The organism is Parasedimentitalea huanghaiensis (assembly GCF_009753675.1).
Lineage (GTDB): Bacteria > Pseudomonadota > Alphaproteobacteria > Rhodobacterales > Rhodobacteraceae > Parasedimentitalea > Parasedimentitalea huanghaiensis.
The window spans coordinates 92,496-114,645 of the sequence record NZ_WQLV01000014.1 but is presented as its reverse complement, the minus strand read 5'-3'; the positions used below and the strand labels follow the sequence as shown (position 1 = coordinate 114,645).

Genomic DNA, 22,150 nt, shown 5'->3' with positions numbered 1-22,150 from the left:
CAGATGGGTTTGGCCCTTCTCCTATTTGAAGCCTAGGACTTTTATCATCGAACGGCTGTCCAAGCTTTTAGCTTCCCGCTCTACTTACCCAAGTAACTGCGTTTCTAGCTTCTTGATCTGATCCAGTTTTTTGCGCTTTCGTTCTTGATCGGCCATGGTCTGAACCGCATGTTTGCGACCAAATGCCTTGCGAACCTGGTCCATTGCTTTCAGCTTGCGCGCGGTCACCTGAGCGAGTTCAATATTTAGCTGCCGACGAGTTCGGCTGTGCCAACCCTGCCACAGCAAATCAGCGCCCAGCGCCCGCATTGCATGATCCTGTTCACTCTGTTGACGTGTCTCTTTCATTTGTGCGTCAAGTTTGGTCAATTTTCCACGTAACGCCGATTCTGCATCCAGGATAGGCTTTATCTTGGCGTGTTCACGCAGATATTGCGCTTCAGTGACAGCCGCCATTTGATCCAACATCTTTTGATTCATCAAATCTGCCCTTTGGCTCGTTGACGCATATGTTCCGCAAAACGAATCGCCGCAGCCACCGGTGCATAGTGTTCTTCCAGAACCTCGCCTCCAATTTCAATTGAGGCATGCAATGCCCGCGCTGTTGGTGGATCACTGTGAATTGGAATTGCATTTTCGTTGGCAACACGACGGATCGCGGCCGCAACTTCATCTACACCTTTAGCCACACATATCGGCGCAGTTCCACGCTCCCGCCCCCACTGCAGCGCCACCGCATAATGGGTCGGGTTGACAATAATCACATCGGCCTTGGGCACTTCCGCCATCATCTGGTTCATGGCAATTTCCTGACCACGCTGACGACGCTTATTTTTCATATGCGGGTCGCCCTCAGAATCTTTGGTTTCGTCCATGATTTCCTTGCGCGACATCATGTTCTTGCGATGATGCTCCGCATGTTGAAATCCTGCATCAACTACGCCGATAGCAAGGGAGATCAGCAAAGCAATAAATAGGAATTCCATCCCCAATTGCGCGAGCAGAGCCACCACCGTAAAAGAGCTGGTTGCTGATGCGGCAACCATTTCAGGTAGCCGGATGTTCATATAGAAGCCAAGGCAGATCGAATACAGCAATAGCTTGGTAAAGCTCTTGCCAAATTCAAACAGGCCTGCACGTCCAAACTTGTTCTTGGCGTTGGAGATCACCGAAATCCGAGACAGTTTCATCGCCAACTTACTAGGCGCAAACACCAGCGCCTTCTGTCCAACAATCGACAAAAGAACCAAACAAAATGGGACTAGGAACCAAGGTAACACTGCACTGCTAACGCTAGCTAGCAGCCCACCGACTGGCGCCGCAGCAGGACCTTCAAAAAACAACGGTGCCAACTTGTCAGGTTGATCCAACAAGGTCATCAATGCGGACCCAAGTGAGCGGACAGACTCAGCTCCAAAACCATAAAACGCGACGACCAATCCAGCATATGCAGCGGCCACAGACAGGTCGGTGGATTTAGCTACTTCACCTTTTTCGCGCGCCTTGCGTAGTTTTTCTGGCGTCGGATCGAATGTCTTATCTGTATCATCGTCCTGACCACTCATGGCATCCCGCCACCGGGATTGCCAAAGAATGTCATCAACGCCTCACTCCAAACTTTCAAGATCATCGGGCTGGCAACCATCAGAATAAACAACCCACCAAAAGTGATAACTGGGGCACCAACAAAAGCAACCATGAGTGACGGCATGGCACGGTTAATGACACCTAGTGTCAGGTTGTACAGCACCGAAGCGATAAGAAAGGGCGCAGCCAGAGTAAACGCAAGTGAAAAGGCGCGAGCGACGCGGTGAACACCCCACTCGGACATACTGCCACCATTCGGAAACTCGCCTGCAGGAAACATCTGATAAGAGTAAATAAGGAATTCGGCAACACGGACATGCAAGCCCAACATCATCGCCAATGCCAGGCCACCGATCAGCAACACCGCTCCGATCGCGGGCATCGGCTCGGACCCAATTCCACCCAAAACCTGAGATAGCGAAGTCGCCTGTGCGGCCATAGCCCCAGCGGTCTGAAGTGCATGTACAAAAAACCGAATGGTAACGCCCAGCGCCAGACCAATGATCGACTCAGTCACTGCAAAACTGGCGTAGTGCATCATTCCATCTGGCTGAGGAAAAGTTGGCAATGCGGGCGCCACGATAAAGGTGAACGCCACTGCGATAACCAACTTAATCCGCATAGATACATATTGCTCACCAAATCCTGGCAGCAGCGCAGTTAACGCTGAGACGCGCAAAAAAACAATTGCACCGTGCCAGAAACCAGCCCCCAAAAATGCCACTAGTTCGGCTGGCAAAAATGGTGTCATGCGGCAACCATACCGACCAGTGCCGGACGCGCATCCAGCCCGATTTCTTCGAACGAAAGCACGGGGTTGGAAATTCCACGGGCCTTGAGGATTGTCCTTAAAAACCGACGGCGACGAGTCGACGTGACAACGGCGGGGAAAATCCCCTGTTCGGTGATCATGTTCAAACGATCTGACATCCCTTCGGCCAACCGGTTGAATAGATCCGGCGGCAGAGCAATATCCATCCCGCCCCCTTGCGTTTCAATCTGATAGGTCGAGAATGTATCTTCCCATTCCGGCGCCAGTTGCACCAACGGAATGGTACCATCTTCGCGCTTCATCTCTGCTACCAGCTGAAAACCAAGACGCTGTCTTACGTGCTCACAAATCATCTCGGGTTGAGTGCTGCGTAGCCTGGCCTCTGCTATCGATTCCAGGATCAGCGGCATGTTTCGAATTGAAACTCTCTCATCCAGCAACAACCTCAGAACCGAATGTAGCGTATCTACTGGCACTTTATCAGGGACCAGTTCATCCAAAAGTTTCTTGTTGGCCTCAGAACGAAAATCATCGGACAGCTGCGTCATCTCGGTCAACAAACGACGAAGAGACTTCAGAGTTAGCAAACGTGAGAAGTTTTGCTTCATGACTTCAAGCAAATGCGTGGCCAAAATTTCCGGCGGCGTCACAATCGTAGCGCCGATCAGCGCGGCATCTTCTTGATGTTTAGTTGAAATCCAGCGTGCTGGCGCACCGTAAACAGGTTCGGTTACATCAGTGCCGCTAGGCAGCGAATCGTGTGCATCGGGCATCAGCGCCAACACCATGTCCGGATGTAGGGTTCCAGTCGCCTGTTCAACACCCTGCACACGGATCACATAGGTCCCCATTTGCAGCTCTGGTTCGTCCGTCAACCGAATTTCGGGCAGAATCAAACCAAAAACACTCGCCACATGTGTCCGCATATTGGCAATCCGGGTATCCAGCCCGGTGCCTGCATCCAGTACCATTCCAACCAGATCCGGGGAAAACTCAAGATGCACGTCGTCCAGGTCTAAGATGTCACCCAAGGGTTTGGCCGCTACTGCTTCCGTTCCCTGTTCGATCTGCTCCTCGATCTCGGCCTCTTCCTTGTCCTTAATCCGCTTGTACAATCTGTAAGCAAAGAACCCCAGAATGCTGCCACCCATGAAGAAGGGCAAAAATGGCAGCCCTGGCACCAGCGCAAACAAGCACATCAAAATAGAAACGGTCGCCATCGCTGCGGGGTGTTTGCCCATCTGATCTGTAAGCGCAACATCTGTTGCACCTTGATTGCCACCCCGGGCTAACAGCAGCGCCGCAGCGATGGAAATAATGACAGATGGGATCTGCGATACCAAGCCATCGCCGACAGTCAGAATAGCATAGGTTTCAAAGGCAGCGCCAACAGGCATCCCCTGGACCAAGACCCCCATCGCCAGCCCCATCACCAAATTCATCATGGTGATCAACAGCCCTGCAACCGCATCTCCCTTTACAAACTTTGATGCACCGTCGAGCGAACCAAAGAAAGTGGTTTCCTGCTGTTCACGTTCACGCCGCTCTTTGGCGGTTGCATGGTCAATTGCGCCAGCGGACATGTCCGCATCGATCGCCATCTGTTTACCTGGCATCGCATCCAAAGCAAAACGAGCGCCAACTTCGGCCATCCGCGCAGCGCCTTTGTTGATAACCATGAAGTTGACGATCAGCAGCACGCCAAAGACCACCAAACCCAAGAACACGCTGCCACCCATGACAAATTGGGCAAAACCCTCAATCACATTACCAGCTGCGTCAGTACCGGTGTGCCCTTGACCGATGATTAACTTGGTTGAAGACACGTTTAACGACAAGCGCAGCATCAGCGAAGCCAGAAGAACTGTTGGAAACGCTGAAAAATCCAATGGCCGTTCAATGAACAGCGTGAGGGTGAAAATTAAAATGGCCAGGCCAAAAGAAGCCGCCAACCCAACATCCAACACCCAAGCTGGCATAGGCAGGATCATCATCACAATGACCGCCATCAAGGCGAGGGCAAGTAGAACAGTTGGGCTGAACAGCTCTTTAGTTGAAAAATTTGGCACGGTTGTGAGCTTTCATTCAAACATGATCAGGGCACGCGCGGATGCAACGGATCCGGCCATCGGCACCAAAGAGCCCATGGAAACAGATCCCTGCGCAATCAGTGGTGCAGGTGCGTGAAGGCTTGCCAAAGGCAGCGGTCCAGTAGATGTGCGTTGACGGCGTTCGCGGCCAGGCAATGCAGCAACTACGGTGGAAGGTGACAGGTCGGCCCGAATACGGTCAAAACGTGCGGTATATCGGTTTGCGTAGGTAGGGGTGCGCGAATGATAGGCACCTGCGGCCTTAGACCAGTCACCCATTTCCGCATGAAGTTTTTTCAGAAACTTGGCTGCATATTGCGCGTTTGCAACGGGATCAAACATTTGATCGATCGAATCAAACGCGGCGCCATGCCATTTGAAATTGATTTGAAAACACCCGACATCGAAGCTACGAGCCCCTCGCTTAAAATGTGAGAACACATATGCGCGAGCTTCATCTTCGGTTTGAAACCACTTCCCCGCCCCTTCCATATTGACGGTCCAAGGCCAAGGCTGGAGACCCTGGTTGCCGCCACGTCCGGTTTCCGTCCGTGTTATGGTGCGGAGCACATCAAGGGGTACCCCCTGATCACGCGCAGCTCTCTGTGCGGCCAAATCACATAAGGCCGCCACACGCTGCGTAGAGGCCTGAACTAGGGCCGGTGACATCAAACTTGAAATCACAGTCAGACATAGCAACCCAGCAGCGATTCCCTGATTTTGTGGGAATGCACCATCTGGTACGCAGTTACTGCGGTTCAATTCTTTGTTTTTCTTCGGCATTCTGCCCAATCCAACTCAGGTTTCACCCTCCCTTCAAAGTAGGCTCAGAGGATTGACAAAACGTTATCGCGTTAACCAAAAGACCGCCCAATTTGGGCGGTCTGATAGAAATCAATTTGGGCATTTTCCCTGTGTCCGCCTAATTTGAACTCTCAAGGTCACGTGTTACCCCTCGTAGCAAGGCTTCAATGCTATCACGCGTACCAACGCTGCTTTCAACCAAGGCCCGTGCATGGGCTAAAGGAGTCATTTCAGCTGGTTCCTGCACTTGTACATCCAATTGAGCAGTCACTTCGGCGACCTGGCCGAACTGGCCTTCGCCGGGTTCAATTGCATCCAGGTTTTCGGAGTGCCAAAACCCCCTGGCAGCGGCGTCGGTTTCTTGCTCGACCATCAGATATTCACCCGCACGGTCAAACTCTCCGTTTCGCCACAAAGCCTCTGCCCGAAGTTTGTTCGCCTCGGCGCCATCCAGCCCCATCAATTCAACCAATGCCCGATGTGGCAGATCCATGCCAAGAGCTGCTTCTGCCATCATCAATCGACGTGTTTCATCAGCTGGTTCCAGCGCCAATTTTACCAGTAGCGATTGCGCCTGCTCGGAGAACCCCAAATCAAGCAACCGCCGAGTCATCATTTCAGCCACTGGAGTGGCTTCCTTAGGGGTGGCTTGTTCGGCGAAAATCAACGCATAATTCAAGAACGTCACATCATCTGCACGCTCAGTCAGCAACGTCATCAGTGGTTCCATCGCTGTAACACGAGCAATCGGTCCGTCTTGTTCAGACAGATTTTCCAGTGCTTCAAACGCCGTTTGAAATTGACCTGTCAGCGCCAGTGCCATGACTTCAGTAAGGCGCAGCTCAGCACCAAGTTCACCATCACGGCTCTCCAACTCATAAGACGCGATTAGATCTGGCAAATCTGGAGATAGGGCTTTGCGTTCTTCAAAGCTCAGCGTAATCAAGTCCATCAATGCCCGCGGTGCATTTTCAGTACGCTCCGCAACTTCTTCCTTCAATTCATCGGCCATAGTTTCGGTATCGCCGGTCAGATCGGCAAATGCCGCCTGGGCCAAGTTAATATCGGGCACCTCTTCGACGCCGGACCGGTCAATAGACCGCAAAGCCGAAGCAGCCATATGCTCATCACCCTTTTCCGAAAACATAGTGCTGATTTTTGGCCCCAGATGTACGCGCAGGTGCACAGGCATGCGTGCCAATGTTTGCTGAATCGCCTCAGCGTTTGCATTGTTCTTTATTGCACCGTCAGCAATAGCCGCCCAGAACGCGACATCACCATCACATCCCTGCTGGCCGGCAAAGGGATGTGTAATGGGCAAGTTTCCACCATCTTGCAGCACCGCCAGCGCAGACAGGACTTCCGTATTGGCTACGCCCGGAGGCAGCATTGCCAACACAATGCGGGCTTCTGCTCCAAACCCAAAATATAGATAGGTTTTGGCCAAGGAAACAGCAGCATCCAAATCGATCTGATCGAATTCTTTGAATAGCTCAGACCGAAGCGGACCAATCTGATCGGCAAAAGACAATTCACTACCCCAATCGTAAACGGCCAGATCCTTGGTTCGTGTACAGTGCAATTTCTCAGCCGCGCCTTGATCATGCAGCGGCATAAGACCCATGTCGCGGTCAACAGCTGTTGTCACAGACAAATGGTCCAATGGGTTCAACGGTCGGTCCTGAATGCCCAACGGTGCAACCATAGTAGGCACTTGTTCGTCGCTGACCTCAGTCATGACTAGATCCAGTAGACCCTGATTGGTAGCGCGCCCAATCTGCTGCAGCAAGCGATGCTCAGATGCATTCACCGCTGCGGCGCGCGCGGTTTCATCAAGATCAAAAAGCAAGTTCACATCAGGCAGAGTTGCCTCTTCCTGATCCAACGCTACTTGCGTTTGCAGCGGCGTCACCGGGTCCGGCAAGGTAACAACAGGTTGCGGCGCTGGCTCGGTTTGAACTTGAGGTTCCCTTAGAGAGTGGCCAACTATTGCGGCGCGACTCGCCAATGCTGCAGCCAAATTCAGCTCGGTCCGAGATTGTTCGATACGTCCTGGCGCTAGGTCGAACCGGTACCCTGAAGCTCCGGCTAGATTGCCCAAAGGTAAGACGCCGCTTGAAGATGAATAAGTTTGCCCGGGCTTTCCATCACGGACATCAATGACCAGATAGCCATCTTTCTGCACATATGACTTCAGTTCACATTCACATCCAAGTTGAATTCGTAGCGGTGCCCCTGCTCCGTTTTGTTGAAAGGACTGCAAACGGGTACGGGGAATGAAGTTGAAAACCTGAGCGGTATCAAAAATAGCTTCAGGTCGGTCAATTTTCAATGTTGCCGTTGTTCCTGACTGTGTCAGTGACCAGTTGGTTCTATCAGGCAAACGCATAACCAGACGGGAAAACCCATCATGTTCGCCGGAGCGGGCGACAATGGTTTCGGCCTGGGCCGGGATGGCCACCATCATGGTGACCAAAAATGCGAGTGCCTGGCGGATCATGCGGCTTCCTGTTTCACAGACTTTAGGGCTTCTTCTAATTCAGAAAATCCCGGACGGATGTGTGAGGGCGTATTTTGACGACCAACTTCGATACATATTGCTGCTGCGTGATTGTGCAGGTTTGCTACCAATACTTCGCGAATAAGTTGATAAAAGTGAGCATCTTCTTCGGTGACAGCTTTTACTTTTGCAGCAAAAGGACCCACCAAACCATAGGCAAGGAAAACGCCAAGGAAGGTTCCAACAAGAGCACCACCAATCATTTTACCCAGAATTTCGGGCGGTTGGTCAATTGACCCCATAGTTTTGATAATACCAAGAACCGCCGCAACAATTCCCAACGCAGGCAGACCATCAGCGAGTGTCTGCAGAGCATGGCTTGAATGCATTGCATGGTGGTGGTTGGCTTCAATACGTTTTTCCAGAACCTCTTCTACCTGATGCGGATCATCATAGTTCATCGAGGCGGAACGCATGGTATCGCAAATCAGGTTCACAGCTTCTTTGTCTGCCAAAATACGAGGGTATTTTCCAAACACTGTAGAATTTTCAGGATCTTCGATGTGCTGCTCGACTTCAACTGGGTTTGCGCGAGCGATTCGAATGAGCCCAAACAGCAAACACAACAAGTCACGGTAGTCTTCAGGTTTCCACTTGGGGCCTTTGAACACTTTACCCATATCTTTCAGGGTGTGCTTAATACCAGCCATGTCATTGCTGATCATAAAGGCGCCCACACCCGCACCGCCAATCATCATCATTTCAAATGGCATGGCTTTGACAATGATTCCCATCTTGCCGCCAGCGGCAAGGTAGCCGCCGAATACCATGACAAAGATCACTACAATGCCAACAATGCCGATCATAAGGATTCTCCGAAATTCATTACTTTCTAGAAACTTAGGTGAGTCTTCTTAAAAATTCCTAAGCTTCGGAGTAGGTTTTACTCTTTTGGTACAGAACCATTTCGCCCAGCCAGCACTACGCTGATGGTATAGGCCACCTGCGGGCTAAGACCGGCCATGATACCGGCTGCAGCCTCGGGCTTCATTCGAGCCAGGAAGCCCGCGGCAAACCCAGGGTCCATTTCCTCAAATAGTGGCGCCGCTTGTTTTGGCTTCATCTGCTCATAAACGGCAGTCAGGCGGAACAAATCGTTTTCGGTCGCACCGTCAGCCAAGGCAAGTGTCTCTTCTAGCTTCACCTCTGCGGCCTCTAGAGCAGCAAGTTTGAGAGTGATAGCTTGATCGGCTAGCTCCATCGCTTTGACCCGGTCCTCGATCTCAGCCTCACGTGCAGCCAAAGCCTCTTCTCTTTGCTGAAATGCCGCGAGCATGTGCTGGAATTCTACCGAAGACGGCCCTGATTCGTGCTGCACGACTTCGTCACCTGAAGGCAGGTCAGCCTCTGGAAGGCTCGCCACTTCACGTGCAATCGCTGGTCCAGCCTCAAACCCCAATCGCAGAGCAGCAGAACCAATCAACAGCACCGCCAACATAAACAAAGTACCAACTCGTGTCCGGCGGCTATTTTTGGGTTTAAGAGTATTAGACATCAGGCAACCCGACTTTGATTGCGGTTATGACGTACAAACATCAAACCTGCAGATTGTTTCTCAGCTTCTTCTGGTGCTGATTCTGATTTTAGAGCTGTAGCCAGGGCATCGCTCTCCTCACTTGGCCGGGCAACAGTTGAGGCTGCTGGCAAGTCATGCATCGACGCCATTGTCAGCTCCAATCGCTGAGCAACCGATTCGGCACGAGCAGTTAGCTCACCCAACGCTTTGCTCGACCCATCGGACGTTGCGCGAGCTGCCACCAACGATTTATTGAGATCATCAACTTGGGCAGACAACACTGCAACCGCTCCGCCGACACCCTTTTCGAGATCGTTGAAGCGATTAAGTCGGCGTGCCAACACAAAACAATAAAAACCAGCCCCGAGGGCGCCCGCAACAAGCAGGATATCTGCAATCATTTCCATCCTGTCCTCCTAGTTCAATACGAAGTCCATTATCAGCAGATCTCGAACACGCCCCTGTCCAGTAGCAATGTTGATCCGCCGTAGCATCTGCGCTCGCAGTTTCGGTAAAGCCATCGGATCTGCCAGATCCGCTATTTCCAACGCTCTAAGATAGCTGTTTAGTACATCGACAACGCGCGGAAGAATCTTTTCGACTTCGGCTTGGTGAGCCACGTCAACTTCCAACTGTGCCCGAAACCTCAAATGCTTTAGTCCGCTTGCCTTACGCAGCGTAATCACAATTGGGTCCATTTCGATAAAGGCCAGATTGGCGATATCTTCCGCCGTCTCACCACTATCCACCCCGGCTGGTGCTGATTCTACCGCATGAGTCGTTTGCGGATCAGCTGTTTTACCAAGCGGAAGCAATCCCGATTGAACAGCGTAAAAACCGCCACCACCACCAGCAATAGCCAGCACAACTCCAATGATCAGGGGCATCTTACTCGGCTTGGCCGGTGCTTCTTCTAGATCTGCTGTAGCGTCTGTCATGACAATTCCTAAAACGTCGAACAAACTCTTCATAACCTCAGAGTGGCTAACCGAATGTTAAGGCCAATCATTCAAAACGGTTGCAAGCCGAGCAGAATGTCGGTTCGACGGAGGTTAAAGTGCAGCAGATCAAGAATGTCTGGGCAGGTTTGGATACGCGCAAGCGTCTGATCATCGTGGGTTCCACGGTCATCATGATTCTCAGCGTGCTTGCAATGTCCCGTGTGGCGAATACGCCCACGATGAAATTACTCTATGCCGGGCTGGACAGCAGCTCGGCAGGTCAAGTGGTACAGTCGCTGGAACAGCGCGGTACTCCTTATGAAGTACGAGGCGGGTCGATTTATGTCCCGGTCGAACAACGCGACGAGCTGCGTATGACGCTTGCCAGCGAAGGTTTGCCGGCAAATGGGAACCGTGGCTATGAACTGCTTGATTCGCTCAGCGGGTTTGGCACCACGTCTCAAATGTTCGATGCTGCGTATTGGCGTGCTAAAGAAGGTGAGCTAGCCCGCACAATTGTTGCCAGCCCATATGTTACGCAGGCGCGGGTGCATATCGCCAACACCGGCTCAAACCCCTTCCAACGTAGTGTCGAGCCAACTGCTTCGGTTTCGCTTGTTCCGATGGGATCCCCGATATCCCCGGCCCAGGCCAACGCAGTTCGCTTTCTAGTCGCTTCGGCGGTGACTGGCCTTTCTGTTGAAAATGTCGCGGTAATAGATGCCAATGGCTCGCTGATCGGAACACCAGAAACGGCGGCAGCTACAGGCACGGGTTCTGACGATCGATCGCAAACGATTCGCGACCGGGTCATTCGCTTGGTAGAGGCTCGCGTTGGACAGGGTAACGCAGTGGTCGAGGTCAGTGTTGATATCGTCACTGATACCGAATCCATTCGGGAAAAGCGCGTCGACCCGGAAAGTCGCATAGCTATAAGTACGGACGTAGAAGAGCGTGCCGATTCTTCGAGCAATCAATCCGGCGAAGTTACAGTGGCTTCCAACATACCTGATGGTGACGCTGCTTCCGGTGATGGTTCCAAAGCCAACACCAGCTTAACTCGCGAACGAATCAATTATGAAATCTCGGAAACTGAGCTCCAAATCACGCGTGGCCCTGGCGCAATTAAACGATTGACCGTGGCCGTGCTGGTAAACGGGCTCAACGCCACCAACGAGGCTGGTGTTACCGAATTTACACCTCGCCCTGAAGAAGAACTGGCGTCTATGCAGGAATTGATCGCAGCAGCCATCGGTTTTGACGCTGAACGTGGTGACGTCATTACACTAAGATCAATGGAACTACCGACAATCGAACCTCAGGGCACAGTCGTATCCACATCTATGTTGGACAATATCTATCTTGATGCCATGTCCTTAATCCAGATTGCTGCACTGGCATTTGTTAGTCTGATCTTGGGGCTGTTCGTTCTCAAGCCAATCCTGTCCAACAAAGCGCCACAAGGGGCATTGGAAGGTCCAGAGCCTCTGGCTGATCTGCCACAACTTGGTGGTGGAGACATGATGAGCAACCCTGACATGGGTATGGGCATGGGCATGGCACTAACAGGTGAGATCGATGACGGTGCGCCTAGCCAGTTCGACGCCATGGGCGGCATGGGTGGTATCGGTGACATGGGTGGCATGGGTGGACTACCTGCATTGGGAGGCGGTTCAGAAGATCCCGTCGACCGCTTACGCGCCATGATTGGTGATCGCCAAGAAGAAACTGTCGAAATTCTACGCGGCTGGCTTGAAGAGAGCGAGGAGAAAGCTTGATGACTATTGCTCACCTATTAGAAGATTTTGGAAATGCTGGCAAAGTTCAACCGGTACAGACGGTTTCGGATGAACTTTTGGAAGAAGAAAAGCTGGTCTCGTTTGAGAATGGTTACACAGCAGGCTGGGACGACGCGGTCGGTGCCCAGGACAGTGAAACCACCAAGATATCAGCCACACTGGCGAATTCACTCGAAGACATGAGTTTTACTTTTCACGAAGCTCAGAGCCAATTGATCGAATCGCTTGATCCGATGCTCAAGGTGCTGACCAGCGCTATTTTGCCTGACGCTATGGCAGCTAGTTTTGGTCATCACATTGTTGATCAACTGACAGATATGGCAAAGGGCCAAACCACTCAACCACTGGTGATTTCCGTAGCTGCAGGTGAAGCTGCAGGGGTACGGTCAGCGCTGAATCAGAGCTTCTCCGTCGAGGTAAAAGTGCGCGAATCAGCAGACCTCGCGCCGGGCCAGGCCTACCTGCGCGTTGGCAATCTTGAACGAGAAATAAACAGTGCAGCATTGCTCGACTCGATCCGTGATTCAGTCGATGCCTTCTCCTATCAAGTCAAAGAGGACGCCAACTATGGATGACAACTCCGATCTCAAGACAAAAACTTCTGACACCGGCAATCCGTTCAATTCGGTTCCCGTCGAGGTGGTTGTTTCCGTTGGAAAGGCCCGACCACTTATTCGCGATTTGGTTAATCTAGGTGAAAATGCTGTTCTGACGCTGGACAAACGAGTGGAAGACCCTGTTGACCTCTATGTTGGCGACCGTCTGGTTGCCCGCGGCCAACTGGAAGAGATGGAAGGCGATCAGGCCGGGCAGCTGGCGGTTCGTCTCACGGAAATTGCAGATCTGCAGAGCGGGTTGGGATGACGCAAAAGTCCTTTTTAATTGTTACGCTGGCAGCTTTGACGCTGCTGGCGATGCCACAGATTGCGCAGGCTCAAGAGCTGAACCTGTCTTTGGCTGACAACGGATCAATTTCCGCCCGTTCAATACAGCTAATTTTATTACTTACCGTGCTTAGTTTGGCTCCTGGCCTAGCTATCATGATCACGTGTTTCCCATTTCTAGTAACGGTGTTGTCGATTGTTCGGCAAGGCATTGGCATGCAGCAAGCTCCGCCCAATATGCTTATCATCAGCCTGGCACTGTTTTTGACTTACTTTGTGATGGAACCCGTGTTTACAGACGCTTGGACTCACGGCATTGGCCCTTTGATCGAAGAGGAGTTGGGTGTTGAGGCGGCTATGACCCGCGCCCTGGAGCCATTTCGCGCCTTTATGGCTGCCCGACTAGATCCAGATACGTTCTATGCAATGTCAGATCTGCGGCCTGGCTTGCAAGGGATCGACCCAACCCCAGACGCGCCACTTTCGGTCCTGATTCCCAGCTTTCTGCTGTCCGAGATCTCCCGAGCTTTTCAGATAGGATTTTTGGTCTTCTTGCCATTTTTGATCATCGACCTTGTCGTGGCCGCAATCTTGATGTCGATGGGGATGATGATGGTTCCACCCGCCGTGGTTTCCCTGCCCTTCAAACTGGCCTTCTTTGTAGTTGCTGATGGTTGGAGCCTAATCGCCAGTGCGCTGGTTCGCAGTTATTACCCCTGAAATAGATCAACCTATCTACCGTAAAGGCCTCTGGTTGGATCTCCACCCGGAGGCCTGTTTACGTCAGGTCCCATCTAACAATTAGATGGAAAAACCATCTCTGGCGTGATTTCTTATGCAATCCACGCCCCACCAAGACGTCCAATGGTAGCGAAACACGTGATAAGCTTTGACTGAAGCAGCGATCTCTGGATGAACTCTCACCCTCACTAATAGACCCGTCTAGCCTCGAAAAGCGCGATTCAAAGATGATCCTACGACGTGCCAGGTTTTATAAATGAAAACCAGCACATTGCCGATCTTCCAGATGGGCTGACAACATTGATCATCTAAGTCGTGTCACCAACAGCAGCATCATTCCGGAAACTAATTTGACCGCCTAATTTCTAGGACTGTCCCCTCTTAGAAACGGGCGGCTATTCAATCTAAACTGAGTTGCCAAACTCTCCACGAAATGCGGCGACTTTGGGCTTCACCCCTGTCATCTATCTGAAAGAGTCTAAATTGCGTGCACGCTGCGAACGAACCAGACTAAAAGCCAAGCAGAACACCGGAAGCCTGTCCTAATTCCCACGAACATCAACTTCCTGGATTCAAAAACCCGGCCCTTGAATTTTGGGCCGGGTTTGAATGTTGTTATTCCGTGTTTGCGTCAGCGGACAACAAACTCAGCGTGCAACGCCCCAGCAGCTTTTAAACTTTTGAGAATATCAATCATGTCGCGAGGCGAGACGCCTAGTGCATTCAGGCCCGCCACGACTTCGGAAAGCGAGGTAGTTTCTGGGACCTCAGCCAATTGAATACCTTCTTCTTCGTCGATTGCGACCCCAGTACGCGGTACCACGACGGTTTCACCATCCGAGAATGGGTTGGGTTGTACCACTAGTGGTGCTTCCTCGATCCTCAGCGTCAAATTCCCCTGCGCAACTGCAACTCGGGAAATCCGGACATCATTGCCCATCACAATTGTACCCGACCTCTGATCAACAACCACCCGCGCCTTGCGCTCTGGTTCGACCAGAATATTTTCAATCCGACCCACTGCATGTGCGGTGGAGCGGGCCCGGGTACCAGCGATATCTATTTCGACAGTGCCAGAATCGCGCATCAGAGCTACATTTGAGTTAAATTCGCGATTTATGGCCTGCTCAATCCGGCCTGCAGTGGTAAAATCTGGCTCTCGCAGGGCCAGCCTCATTGTGGACAAAGATGCCAAATCAAATTCGATTTCTCGTTCCACACGGGCACCCGACGGAATACCACCGGATGTCGGCACACCTTGAGTAACCGAAGCGCCATCACCCTCGGCGACGGCACCACCTGCCAAAATTGTACCCTGGGCAACGGCATATATCTGCCCGTCCGCAGCATTAAGAGGCGTCATAACCAGCGTACCGCCTAGCAGGCTCTTAGAGTCACCGATGGCTGAAACTGTGACGTCGATTTGCCCACCCACTCGGGCAAATGGGGGCAAACTAGCCGTTACAAACACCGCGGCTACATTTTTGGGTCGGAACTGTTCGCCTGTAACGTTAACGCCCAGACGTTCCAGAATGTTTGACATGATTTCTTCGGTGAAAGGAGAATTGCGCAGCCCGTCGCCGGTGCCATTCAATCCCACCACCAAACCGTAGCCAACCAGATCATTCCCACGGACACCATCAAACTCCACCAGATCTTTAAGGCGGATTGCCGAAGCCTGCAGCATCGTAGGCAGCATCAGGCAAGCCAACAAAATACGAATATACGTGATCATTACATGTACCTCAGTAGGGACAGTTGGGACGAACGTGCGGTCACCGAGTACAGTGCCTCGAGTTGGAATTGGGTTTCTTCCAAACGTGTTGCAGTTTCGAATGGGTCGGCTTGTGTCAATTCATTCAGTGTCAGGCTCAGGCTGGTCATCGCAGCGGCATTCCGAATTGCCGCCTCCTCAATTCTAGATTCTGTGAAGCCTAGATCGGCCTGTACATTGGTAAGTCGATTGCGGGTTTCAAGCAGCTCCGTACCGGTACCAGCCAGCAGGTCGCCTTTAACTCCAACTGTTAGAACCAAGCCGGGCTCTGTCGCCAGTGCACCGATTGCGAAGCTTTGCATCGCTTGCTTGAAATCGTCATCGTCAGCGCGAAGCGAAATATCAACCTGCTCATTTGGGCCAACATTTACTGACGACATCGATGTCGTTGAACCCTGATACATGATGGCATCAAAGCCGGTTGGATCAGCAAACCAAGCTTTCACTTCTGTGATGATGTCCGCAGCTGTGGTAAGGCCTGAAACCTCGGTTACCAGATTTGACATCAGCGTATCAACATCAGCCAAGGGAACGTCACTTGTTGCAGTGCCGGCAAATAGGCTGCGTCCAGCAGCCTGACCATTGAGAGCCCGAATCGATTCTTCGAGATACAGGCGTGACTGCCCCGACAACAGATTTGTGGTGTTGTCATTCGTGGCACCAGTCGTGGCAAGGATATCGTTACTAAGCGCCCCAGCATTTGTGTCAATCTTTGCGATGAAACTCTGCGCCGAAGAAGCAAACAACGAAGATTCAGTAGCTGAAATTTTGTAAGATTCAAGGCGTGAAAGATTACGCTCAATGTCAGACAGGTAAGTGAAATCCCCCCCGAGGCGCTGGTTGAGGTCGGAAGCCTTTCCCGTGCTGAGCTCTTGCGTCAGCGTGCCCAGATTCTCTTTCAGTTCTGCAGTTCGGTTGCGCAGAAACACGTTATGCGCCATGTCTCCAAGAGATGTGATATTCATCTATTATATCCTTAGAAGTGTGTCCATGAGCTCATCAACAACCGTCATCATCTTAGCATTGGCGGCAAAGGCCTGCTCAATCAACATGAGGTTTTGAAGCTCTGCGTCGGTATCCACGCCCTGTGCCAATTCCATTTGGCTCATTTCACTGAAGCTGGCCGAAGCAAAGCTGAGTGCCTGGTCAGCCGCGTTGGTGTTTTGGCTAAAATGCGACAGAAGATTGGCGCTTAATGTAGAGGCGTTCAGGGTTGTCGTTCCTAAACCAGGGGATGTGACCGAACGTGTTGCATCCAGTGCTGCTGTGTAGCTCTGCAACAGTCGAGCGTCACCAGCATTTCCTGGCGCGGCAGCATTCAAACCGTCCCGAAGCCGCCAAGTTTCGGAATCGCCATCCATGGACACCTTTTCGTTCAATACTATACGGTTAGATATACCAATGACATTTACTGGGTCGAAGAATGCGCCACTATCTGTGAACAATCCCGGGTCTGTGGCACCTAGCGTGGCATCCACTGCTGGATCTTGGAACCGCTCGATAAGGTCACGCGCCATCGCGTCCAGATCTTCCTGTGCTTCAACCGAAATCTCGTCCCTAAGCTCAAACTGCGCAGCCAGCGAGCCGCCACGCAATGGCCCGCCAGGATCTGTTTCAACCGCGATACCGTTGATCTCAAGACCAGACAGCAATCCATTTGCCTGTGTCATGTGCGGCATTGTATCAGGCTTGCCATCAAAGCTCAGTTCAGCTGGGTTTCCGTCCAGGAGGATTGCGCCACCTTGGGAGAACAACGCCACCTGACCGTTGTCCCGTTGGACGACGTTCACTGGGATGATTTGATTGATTTGATCTATCAATTGGCCCCGCTGATCCAACATTGCGGCTGTGCTCATCCCACCGGCTTGAGAAACCATGATTCGAGCATTCAGTTTCTGTACATCCTTCAGAGCCTGATTGACGGTATCGACCTGTGCATCAATTGTCCGCTCTGCAGTGGTCCTCAGGTCGCGCAGACCTTCAGCCGCAGTTGAAATGGTGTCGGCCAAAGCCTCCGCCTGTAAAGATAGATCATTTAGGCGCGGCATTGAATCGGGACGCGAGATTGCTTCAATCAAGCTACCGTCAAAATTGGAAAGCCGCGAAGTTATCGAAAACGGATCATCTACTGACCCTACAAGCCCTGATAACCGAGTATAGAAATCAGCCTGGGCCTTGATATTGTCGTGTTCAGCTTCGGCAACGCGCCGACCAGCTTGAACTGCGGGATCGACATTGCGCTGTATTCCTTCGACCCGGACACCCGGTGTAGCAGCACCACTCGAGAGGACCAGGCTACGTTGAGCGTAACCTGGAGTCAGCGAGTTTGCTATGTTTTCTGATACCACCGACGACGCGCGGCCGGCAGCAGTCAAACCGGTCATCGCGGTGCTGAGTGCTGTGGTAATTGACATGTTCTGCCTTTTCTATGTGTCCGGATCGTTAGATTTCAGCGTGATTAGCGCTTGATGTTGGTTGTTTCCTGCAACATCTCATCCACGGTTTGAACGATCTTCGCGCTTGACGAATATGCCCGCTGTGTCTGGATCATATTGGTCAGTTCTGTGGCTACATCGGTTTTGGATTCCTCACGGGCGTACCCGCGAACCTCGCCGGTTGGGCCATCCCCTGCATCCCACAAGTAGTAGGCGCCACTATCATTTGACGGCATGTAGGTCTGAGAATCTAACGAAATCATACCATTAGGATTCGCCATGTCGACTAGCGGCACCTGATAAACGACACGAGAAGCGCCATTATCATAGCTGGCGTGGACGAGACCGTCGGCCCCAACTTCTACACCAGTAAATGTCCCAACAGGTGATCCATCCTTTGTAACACCAGCTGTGTTAAACTGGTTCGCCAATTGGGTAATACCAGCGCTACTACCGATTTCACCGATATTGATCTCCATTGGGCCGCCAGCGACATTCACAATCGCAGAGCCGGTGGAGGAATCATATGCGCCACCTGACGTCGTGGTAACCGTGGCTAATGCGCCGCCTGCGGTCTGGCTGTCTGTAAATGTCATGACATATTCGCCAATGACTGCGCCACCCGATGCAGAATCCGTAATGACCATCGTCCACTCATTGGACGCGCCTGCTCCAGGTACTGTTGGCGTGAACGCGATCTCGATATTCTCAGTGTTCCCGAGATTATCGTAATACTCAATCGGCAGGTTTTCCACATCACCAGCAGCGCCAGAGATAGTTGAGGCGGCCGGCAGATTTATCCCCAGATCAACCGACGTAGTAGGCTCACCCGTCAACTGTGTCACATTGAACTGAACTGGCTCCAAGCCAGAAGAGGTCCCGCGTGGAAAAGATGGGATAGATCCGTCGGCATTGGCAGGCCAGCCAAGCAACACCAACCCACTTTCGGTTGTTAACATCCCTTCTGAATTCGTTCGGAATGAACCCGTTGTAGTTAGCATCATATTTGGTTCAGCAGTACTCGCGCCAACCTCAGTAACTGAAGCAACCGGCAACATACCTCGACCACGCACAGCAAGATCTGTTGGATTAGTCGTTGAAATCAGAGAACCACGTTCATCAATCAAACGGGTGGTCGTCGCCCGTACGCCGCCTGCGGTATAGTTGCCGCCACTTGATGAAATCACCATAGAGTGAAAATCAGTCTGTACCCGCTTGTAACCTGCGGTCGACGAGTTTGCGATGTTATCGGAAATTGAGGCCAATCTGCTGGCATTCGCCGAAAGTCCGGCTACGCCAGCGTTCAGCGAAGATGATAAAGTCATAAGATACGCCTTTCTGCTGCATCAGATCATTCTTGAAGCAACAGGTAACGCAATGCCCATTAACGGGCGGCTAACAGATAAAATTCGATCTATCTGTTAGCCGTGGTTTCTTTGTTTTACTTGCGTAAAAGTATTATTTCGATGCGGTTATTTCGCTCAGACATCGGGTTTAGCGACGACAGTTTGCGGTCAGCATGACCTGTTACTCGGTCAATTCTGGCAGATCTCATGCCACCCGATTCGAGAAGCCTGCGCGTTACATCAGCTCTGGAACTCGACAATTCCCAAACTGGATTGTCGGCCAGGACAACAGGATGTGACCGTATATGTCCTCCAATGGCGATATCGTTACTTACAACCCCAGTCACCCGTGCCACCATCCGCATCAAGTCGCGAAACAACTGCGTCGGTGTATCCCTGCCCTCTTCGAATAGTGGGGCGTCTTCGGTTGCGAACATTTCGATGATCAGGCCTTCGTCAGTGACACGCGTCACGATGTGGCGAGCCATTTCAACGCTGACCATGCTCTCGCCGCCGCGCCCTTGAAGGGCTTCTTCGATTGACTTGAATTCTGCGGTCTCGGCCTTCTCCTCGGCACTCGCATCCAAGCCGCTTTCTCCACGCGCCTGCTGCGCGTCAACCGGATTCGCATTTGATGCGCCAGTTCCAGTCTGCGGCATCACGTCCTCTGAGAACATGCTGTCACCACTGAAGGCGCCGTTGCCACCACCAGAAACTCGGCTAATTGGAATAGACGGCGAGAAATAGTCTGCAAGACCTTTACGCTGCTTTTCCGTTGTTGCACTTAGGAGCCACATCAACATGAAGAAGGCCATCATCGCGGTCACAAAGTCAGCATAAGCTACTTTCCATGCACCACCGTGGTGGCCACCGCCACTAATGACTTTTTTCTTCTTGATGATAATGGGCGCCACACTGTTTTGTGCGCTCATAATCCACCACCTTTTTATTCACCCATATTCGGCATAGCAGTGAGGGTCTTAAACATGCCTTAACAGATAAATTTGCCGGCAGTTAAGGTTTAGAAACGGAGTTTTCAGAGCCGCAAAGCAGATATAGAGCAGTTCTCATACCGAATTCTTTACACGGCGACCTCTGATCAAGTCGGCGACGCCAAACACCAAAACCTTACCCTAGCAAGAGACAGTCTTTTCAGCACGGCCTAGGTTTGAAAGAAGGTAACCCCGCCAATATCTGCCATCAGTGTTACCAAATTTTCTGCCTTTGGCTGAGGATTGATTTACATGCTACCACCCCAGGTATCAGGCTCCAATCTTGTAAGAGAAGATCCGAATTTGTTATCACAAACAAAAATGATATGCGCGATAGTTATAACTCAATGTCACGGCATCCTGCTCTGCTAGGATCCAAAAAAGAAGACATTGCGGTCATGCGTGAGAATCGGCACATTTATTCGAGAGTAGGAAGCTTTGCGTGCGGATTTAACTAATGGAACAGATCGTCGCTGGCGTATAGGAGTTACGACACGACCTTGGCCTCACCCTCGCTATGATCCAACAATCAGGGGTAAAGTTGGTCCTATGGAGGAAATCCAAGATGGTCTGTGTCGGGCCCGAAGGTCACGACACGGCCAATCGGGACACTATCGCACCAGCTTTGTTCTGCCAGCCGACCGCCCGCCATCAACGCAGACCCGCAATGTCATGCGGCACATTAAATTCACCACTCCTGACGATCAATTTTCCGAGGCTATTTGAATGTCCAAACTATCCGCCGCCGATATTCTGTCGCAACTAATCCAGTTCGACACGGTCAGCCATCGTTCCAACCTAGAGCTGCTGGATTGGGTTGAAACCTATCTTGAAATTTTCGGAGTGAAGGCACGGCGAATCTACGACGATACCGGCAAAAAAGCTAATCTGATTGCAACAATTGGTGACCCAACTGTGCCCGGCTACATCCTGTCCGGCCACGTCGATGTGGTTCCAGTCGACGATCAGGACTGGAGTTTCGACCCTTTTGGAGGCGAAATCCGCGACGGTATGGTTCTGGGACGTGGTGCATCAGATATGAAAGGCTATGTCGCCTGCGTACTTGCCGCTGTACCTGAAATGACTGCCAAACCTCTGGCGACCCCTTTACATATTGTATTGTCCCATGATGAAGAAGTGGGCTGCATCGGTGTTCGAACTGCTATTGCGGACATCGCACAGTGGGAGGCCTTACCCAAAGGGTGCTTTGTAGGCGAGCCTACCGATATGAGTGTAATTATTGGTCACAAAGCTAAACGAGCTGAACGTGTTGTCATCAAGGGTTTTACAGCGCATTCCTCGCTGGCACCTACCGCGGTCAATTCTGTTGAATACGCTGCCAGACTCACCACCTTCATTTCTGATCTGGGGCGCGATCTGCAAAAGAACGGTGCAAGAGATCCCTATTTTGACGTCCCCCACACCACGGCACATGTTGGCGTGAGCCATGGCGGATCAATGGTCAATATCGTTCCCGACCATACCCAGATTGATTTCGAGGTCCGAGCAATTTCTGCAGACAATCCTGCAGAGTTGGTAGAGCAAGTACGGGCCTTTGCGAAAGAAACTTTGGAACCTCAGATGCAAGCAGTGAAGCCGGATTGTAGTATTCACTTTGAAACCTTGTCAGATACACCCGGTCTGGACACCCGCCCGGATGCCGACATTGTTGCTACCGCCAAGGCGTTAAGCCAGAAAAACAACCACTCGAAAGTTGCCTTTGGCACCGAAGCTGGGCTGTTCGCAGAGGTCCACATTCCAACTGTGGTTGTTGGACCCGGCAATATCGACCGCGCCCACAAGCCAGACGAATTCATCAAAGTTTCAGAGTTGGAAAGCTGTAGCCTCTTCCTGTCAAACTTGATCGCTCAATGTGTTTAAGCCCCCTGTAGAGGGGCTATGTGCTTTT

20 protein-coding genes are annotated in these 22,150 nt (G+C 51.8%); 5 read left to right on the top strand and 15 right to left on the bottom strand.

The window, feature by feature from the left end; genetic code table 11:
- Positions 1–84: 84 nt before the first annotated feature.
- From GO984_RS18925 to GO984_RS18880, 10 genes are all read right to left on the bottom strand, one after another.
- Positions 85–480 (bottom strand): hypothetical protein, encoded by a 396-nt coding sequence (locus GO984_RS18925; protein WP_157024148.1) that lies wholly within the window; start codon positions 478–480, stop codon positions 85–87.
- The gene (locus GO984_RS18920) at positions 480–1,565 is read right to left on the bottom strand and encodes an EscU/YscU/HrcU family type III secretion system export apparatus switch protein (protein ID WP_157024147.1); all 1,086 of its coding nucleotides are present in this window, start codon (positions 1,563–1,565) and stop codon (positions 480–482) included. Before GO984_RS18920 ends, GO984_RS18925 begins: the two co-directional genes overlap by 1 nt.
- A complete protein-coding gene (locus GO984_RS18915) occupies positions 1,562–2,338 on the bottom strand; it encodes a flagellar biosynthetic protein FliR (RefSeq protein ID WP_157024146.1) in 777 nt (258 codons plus the stop codon). Before GO984_RS18915 ends, GO984_RS18920 begins: the two co-directional genes overlap by 4 nt.
- Complete coding sequence (gene flhA, locus GO984_RS18910) at positions 2,335–4,368, bottom strand: flagellar biosynthesis protein FlhA (RefSeq protein ID WP_157024145.1); 2,034 nt, start codon at positions 4,366–4,368, stop codon at positions 2,335–2,337. The genes GO984_RS18915 and flhA overlap by 4 nt, the downstream gene beginning before the upstream one ends.
- Before the next feature lie 72 nt (positions 4,369–4,440).
- Positions 4,441–5,232, bottom strand: coding sequence for a transglycosylase SLT domain-containing protein (locus GO984_RS18905; RefSeq protein WP_342448111.1), 792 nt, complete (start codon positions 5,230–5,232; stop codon positions 4,441–4,443).
- A gap of 139 nt (positions 5,233–5,371) precedes the next feature.
- Positions 5,372–7,753: a hypothetical protein gene (locus GO984_RS18900; protein WP_167740418.1), complete on the bottom strand. Its 2,382-nt coding sequence runs from the start codon at positions 7,751–7,753 to the stop codon at positions 5,372–5,374.
- Complete coding sequence (gene motA / locus GO984_RS18895; RefSeq protein WP_138162640.1) at positions 7,750–8,619, bottom strand: flagellar motor stator protein MotA; 870 nt, start codon at positions 8,617–8,619, stop codon at positions 7,750–7,752. Before motA ends, GO984_RS18900 begins: the two co-directional genes overlap by 4 nt.
- 77 nt (positions 8,620–8,696) lie before the next feature.
- On the bottom strand, positions 8,697–9,308 hold the full coding sequence (locus GO984_RS18890) for a MotE family protein (protein WP_157024144.1): 612 nt from the start codon (positions 9,306–9,308) through the stop codon (positions 8,697–8,699).
- Positions 9,308–9,736 carry a hypothetical protein gene (locus GO984_RS18885; RefSeq protein WP_157024143.1) on the bottom strand — a complete coding sequence of 143 codons (429 nt, stop codon included), beginning with the start codon at positions 9,734–9,736 and terminating at the stop codon, positions 9,308–9,310. The genes GO984_RS18890 and GO984_RS18885 overlap by 1 nt, the downstream gene beginning before the upstream one ends.
- A 9-nt stretch (positions 9,737–9,745) precedes the next feature.
- Positions 9,746–10,267 (bottom strand): flagellar basal body-associated FliL family protein, encoded by a 522-nt coding sequence (locus tag GO984_RS18880; RefSeq protein WP_157024142.1) that lies wholly within the window; start codon positions 10,265–10,267, stop codon positions 9,746–9,748.
- Positions 10,268–10,386: 119 nt separating this feature from the next.
- Here GO984_RS18880 and fliF point away from each other — a divergent pair, with 119 nt between their 5' ends.
- From fliF to fliP, 4 genes are read left to right on the top strand one after another with little or no spacing between them, the layout of a single operon-like run.
- Positions 10,387–12,048 (top strand): flagellar basal-body MS-ring/collar protein FliF, encoded by a 1,662-nt coding sequence (gene fliF / locus GO984_RS18875; protein ID WP_167740417.1) that lies wholly within the window; start codon positions 10,387–10,389, stop codon positions 12,046–12,048.
- Entirely contained in the window at positions 12,048–12,644 is a 597-nt protein-coding gene (locus tag GO984_RS18870; RefSeq protein ID WP_157024140.1) for an ABC transporter ATP-binding protein, read from the top strand. The genes fliF and GO984_RS18870 overlap by 1 nt, the downstream gene beginning before the upstream one ends.
- On the top strand, positions 12,637–12,933 hold the full coding sequence (locus GO984_RS18865) for a FliM/FliN family flagellar motor switch protein (protein WP_138162646.1): 297 nt from the start codon (positions 12,637–12,639) through the stop codon (positions 12,931–12,933). Before GO984_RS18870 ends, GO984_RS18865 begins: the two co-directional genes overlap by 8 nt.
- Positions 12,930–13,673: a flagellar type III secretion system pore protein FliP gene (gene fliP, locus GO984_RS18860; RefSeq protein WP_157024139.1), complete on the top strand. Its 744-nt coding sequence runs from the start codon at positions 12,930–12,932 to the stop codon at positions 13,671–13,673. Before GO984_RS18865 ends, fliP begins: the two co-directional genes overlap by 4 nt.
- Positions 13,674–14,325: 652 nt before the next feature.
- Here fliP and GO984_RS18855 read toward each other — a convergent pair.
- From GO984_RS18855 to GO984_RS18835, 5 genes are all read right to left on the bottom strand, one after another.
- The gene (locus GO984_RS18855) at positions 14,326–15,429 is read right to left on the bottom strand and encodes a flagellar basal body P-ring protein FlgI (RefSeq protein ID WP_157024138.1); all 1,104 of its coding nucleotides are present in this window, start codon (positions 15,427–15,429) and stop codon (positions 14,326–14,328) included.
- The gene (locus GO984_RS18850; RefSeq protein WP_157024137.1) at positions 15,429–16,433 is read right to left on the bottom strand and encodes a flagellin; all 1,005 of its coding nucleotides are present in this window, start codon (positions 16,431–16,433) and stop codon (positions 15,429–15,431) included. Before GO984_RS18850 ends, GO984_RS18855 begins: the two co-directional genes overlap by 1 nt.
- 3 nt (positions 16,434–16,436) lie before the next feature.
- Positions 16,437–17,882 carry a flagellar hook-associated protein FlgK gene (gene flgK / locus GO984_RS18845; RefSeq protein WP_157024136.1) on the bottom strand — a complete coding sequence of 482 codons (1,446 nt, stop codon included), beginning with the start codon at positions 17,880–17,882 and terminating at the stop codon, positions 16,437–16,439.
- 44 nt (positions 17,883–17,926) lie between these two features.
- A complete protein-coding gene (locus GO984_RS18840) occupies positions 17,927–19,228 on the bottom strand; it encodes a flagellar hook protein FlgE (RefSeq protein ID WP_157024135.1) in 1,302 nt (433 codons plus the stop codon).
- Between the two features lie 116 nt (positions 19,229–19,344).
- Positions 19,345–20,181, bottom strand: a complete 837-nt coding sequence (locus GO984_RS18835; protein WP_157024134.1) for a flagellar motor protein MotB — start codon at positions 20,179–20,181, stop codon at positions 19,345–19,347.
- Positions 20,182–20,967: 786 nt separating this feature from the next.
- On the opposite strand from GO984_RS18835, the gene argE reads away from it, so the two are divergent.
- Complete coding sequence (argE, locus tag GO984_RS18830; RefSeq protein ID WP_157024133.1) at positions 20,968–22,122, top strand: acetylornithine deacetylase; 1,155 nt, start codon at positions 20,968–20,970, stop codon at positions 22,120–22,122.
- The last annotated feature ends 28 nt before the right edge of the window (positions 22,123–22,150 follow it).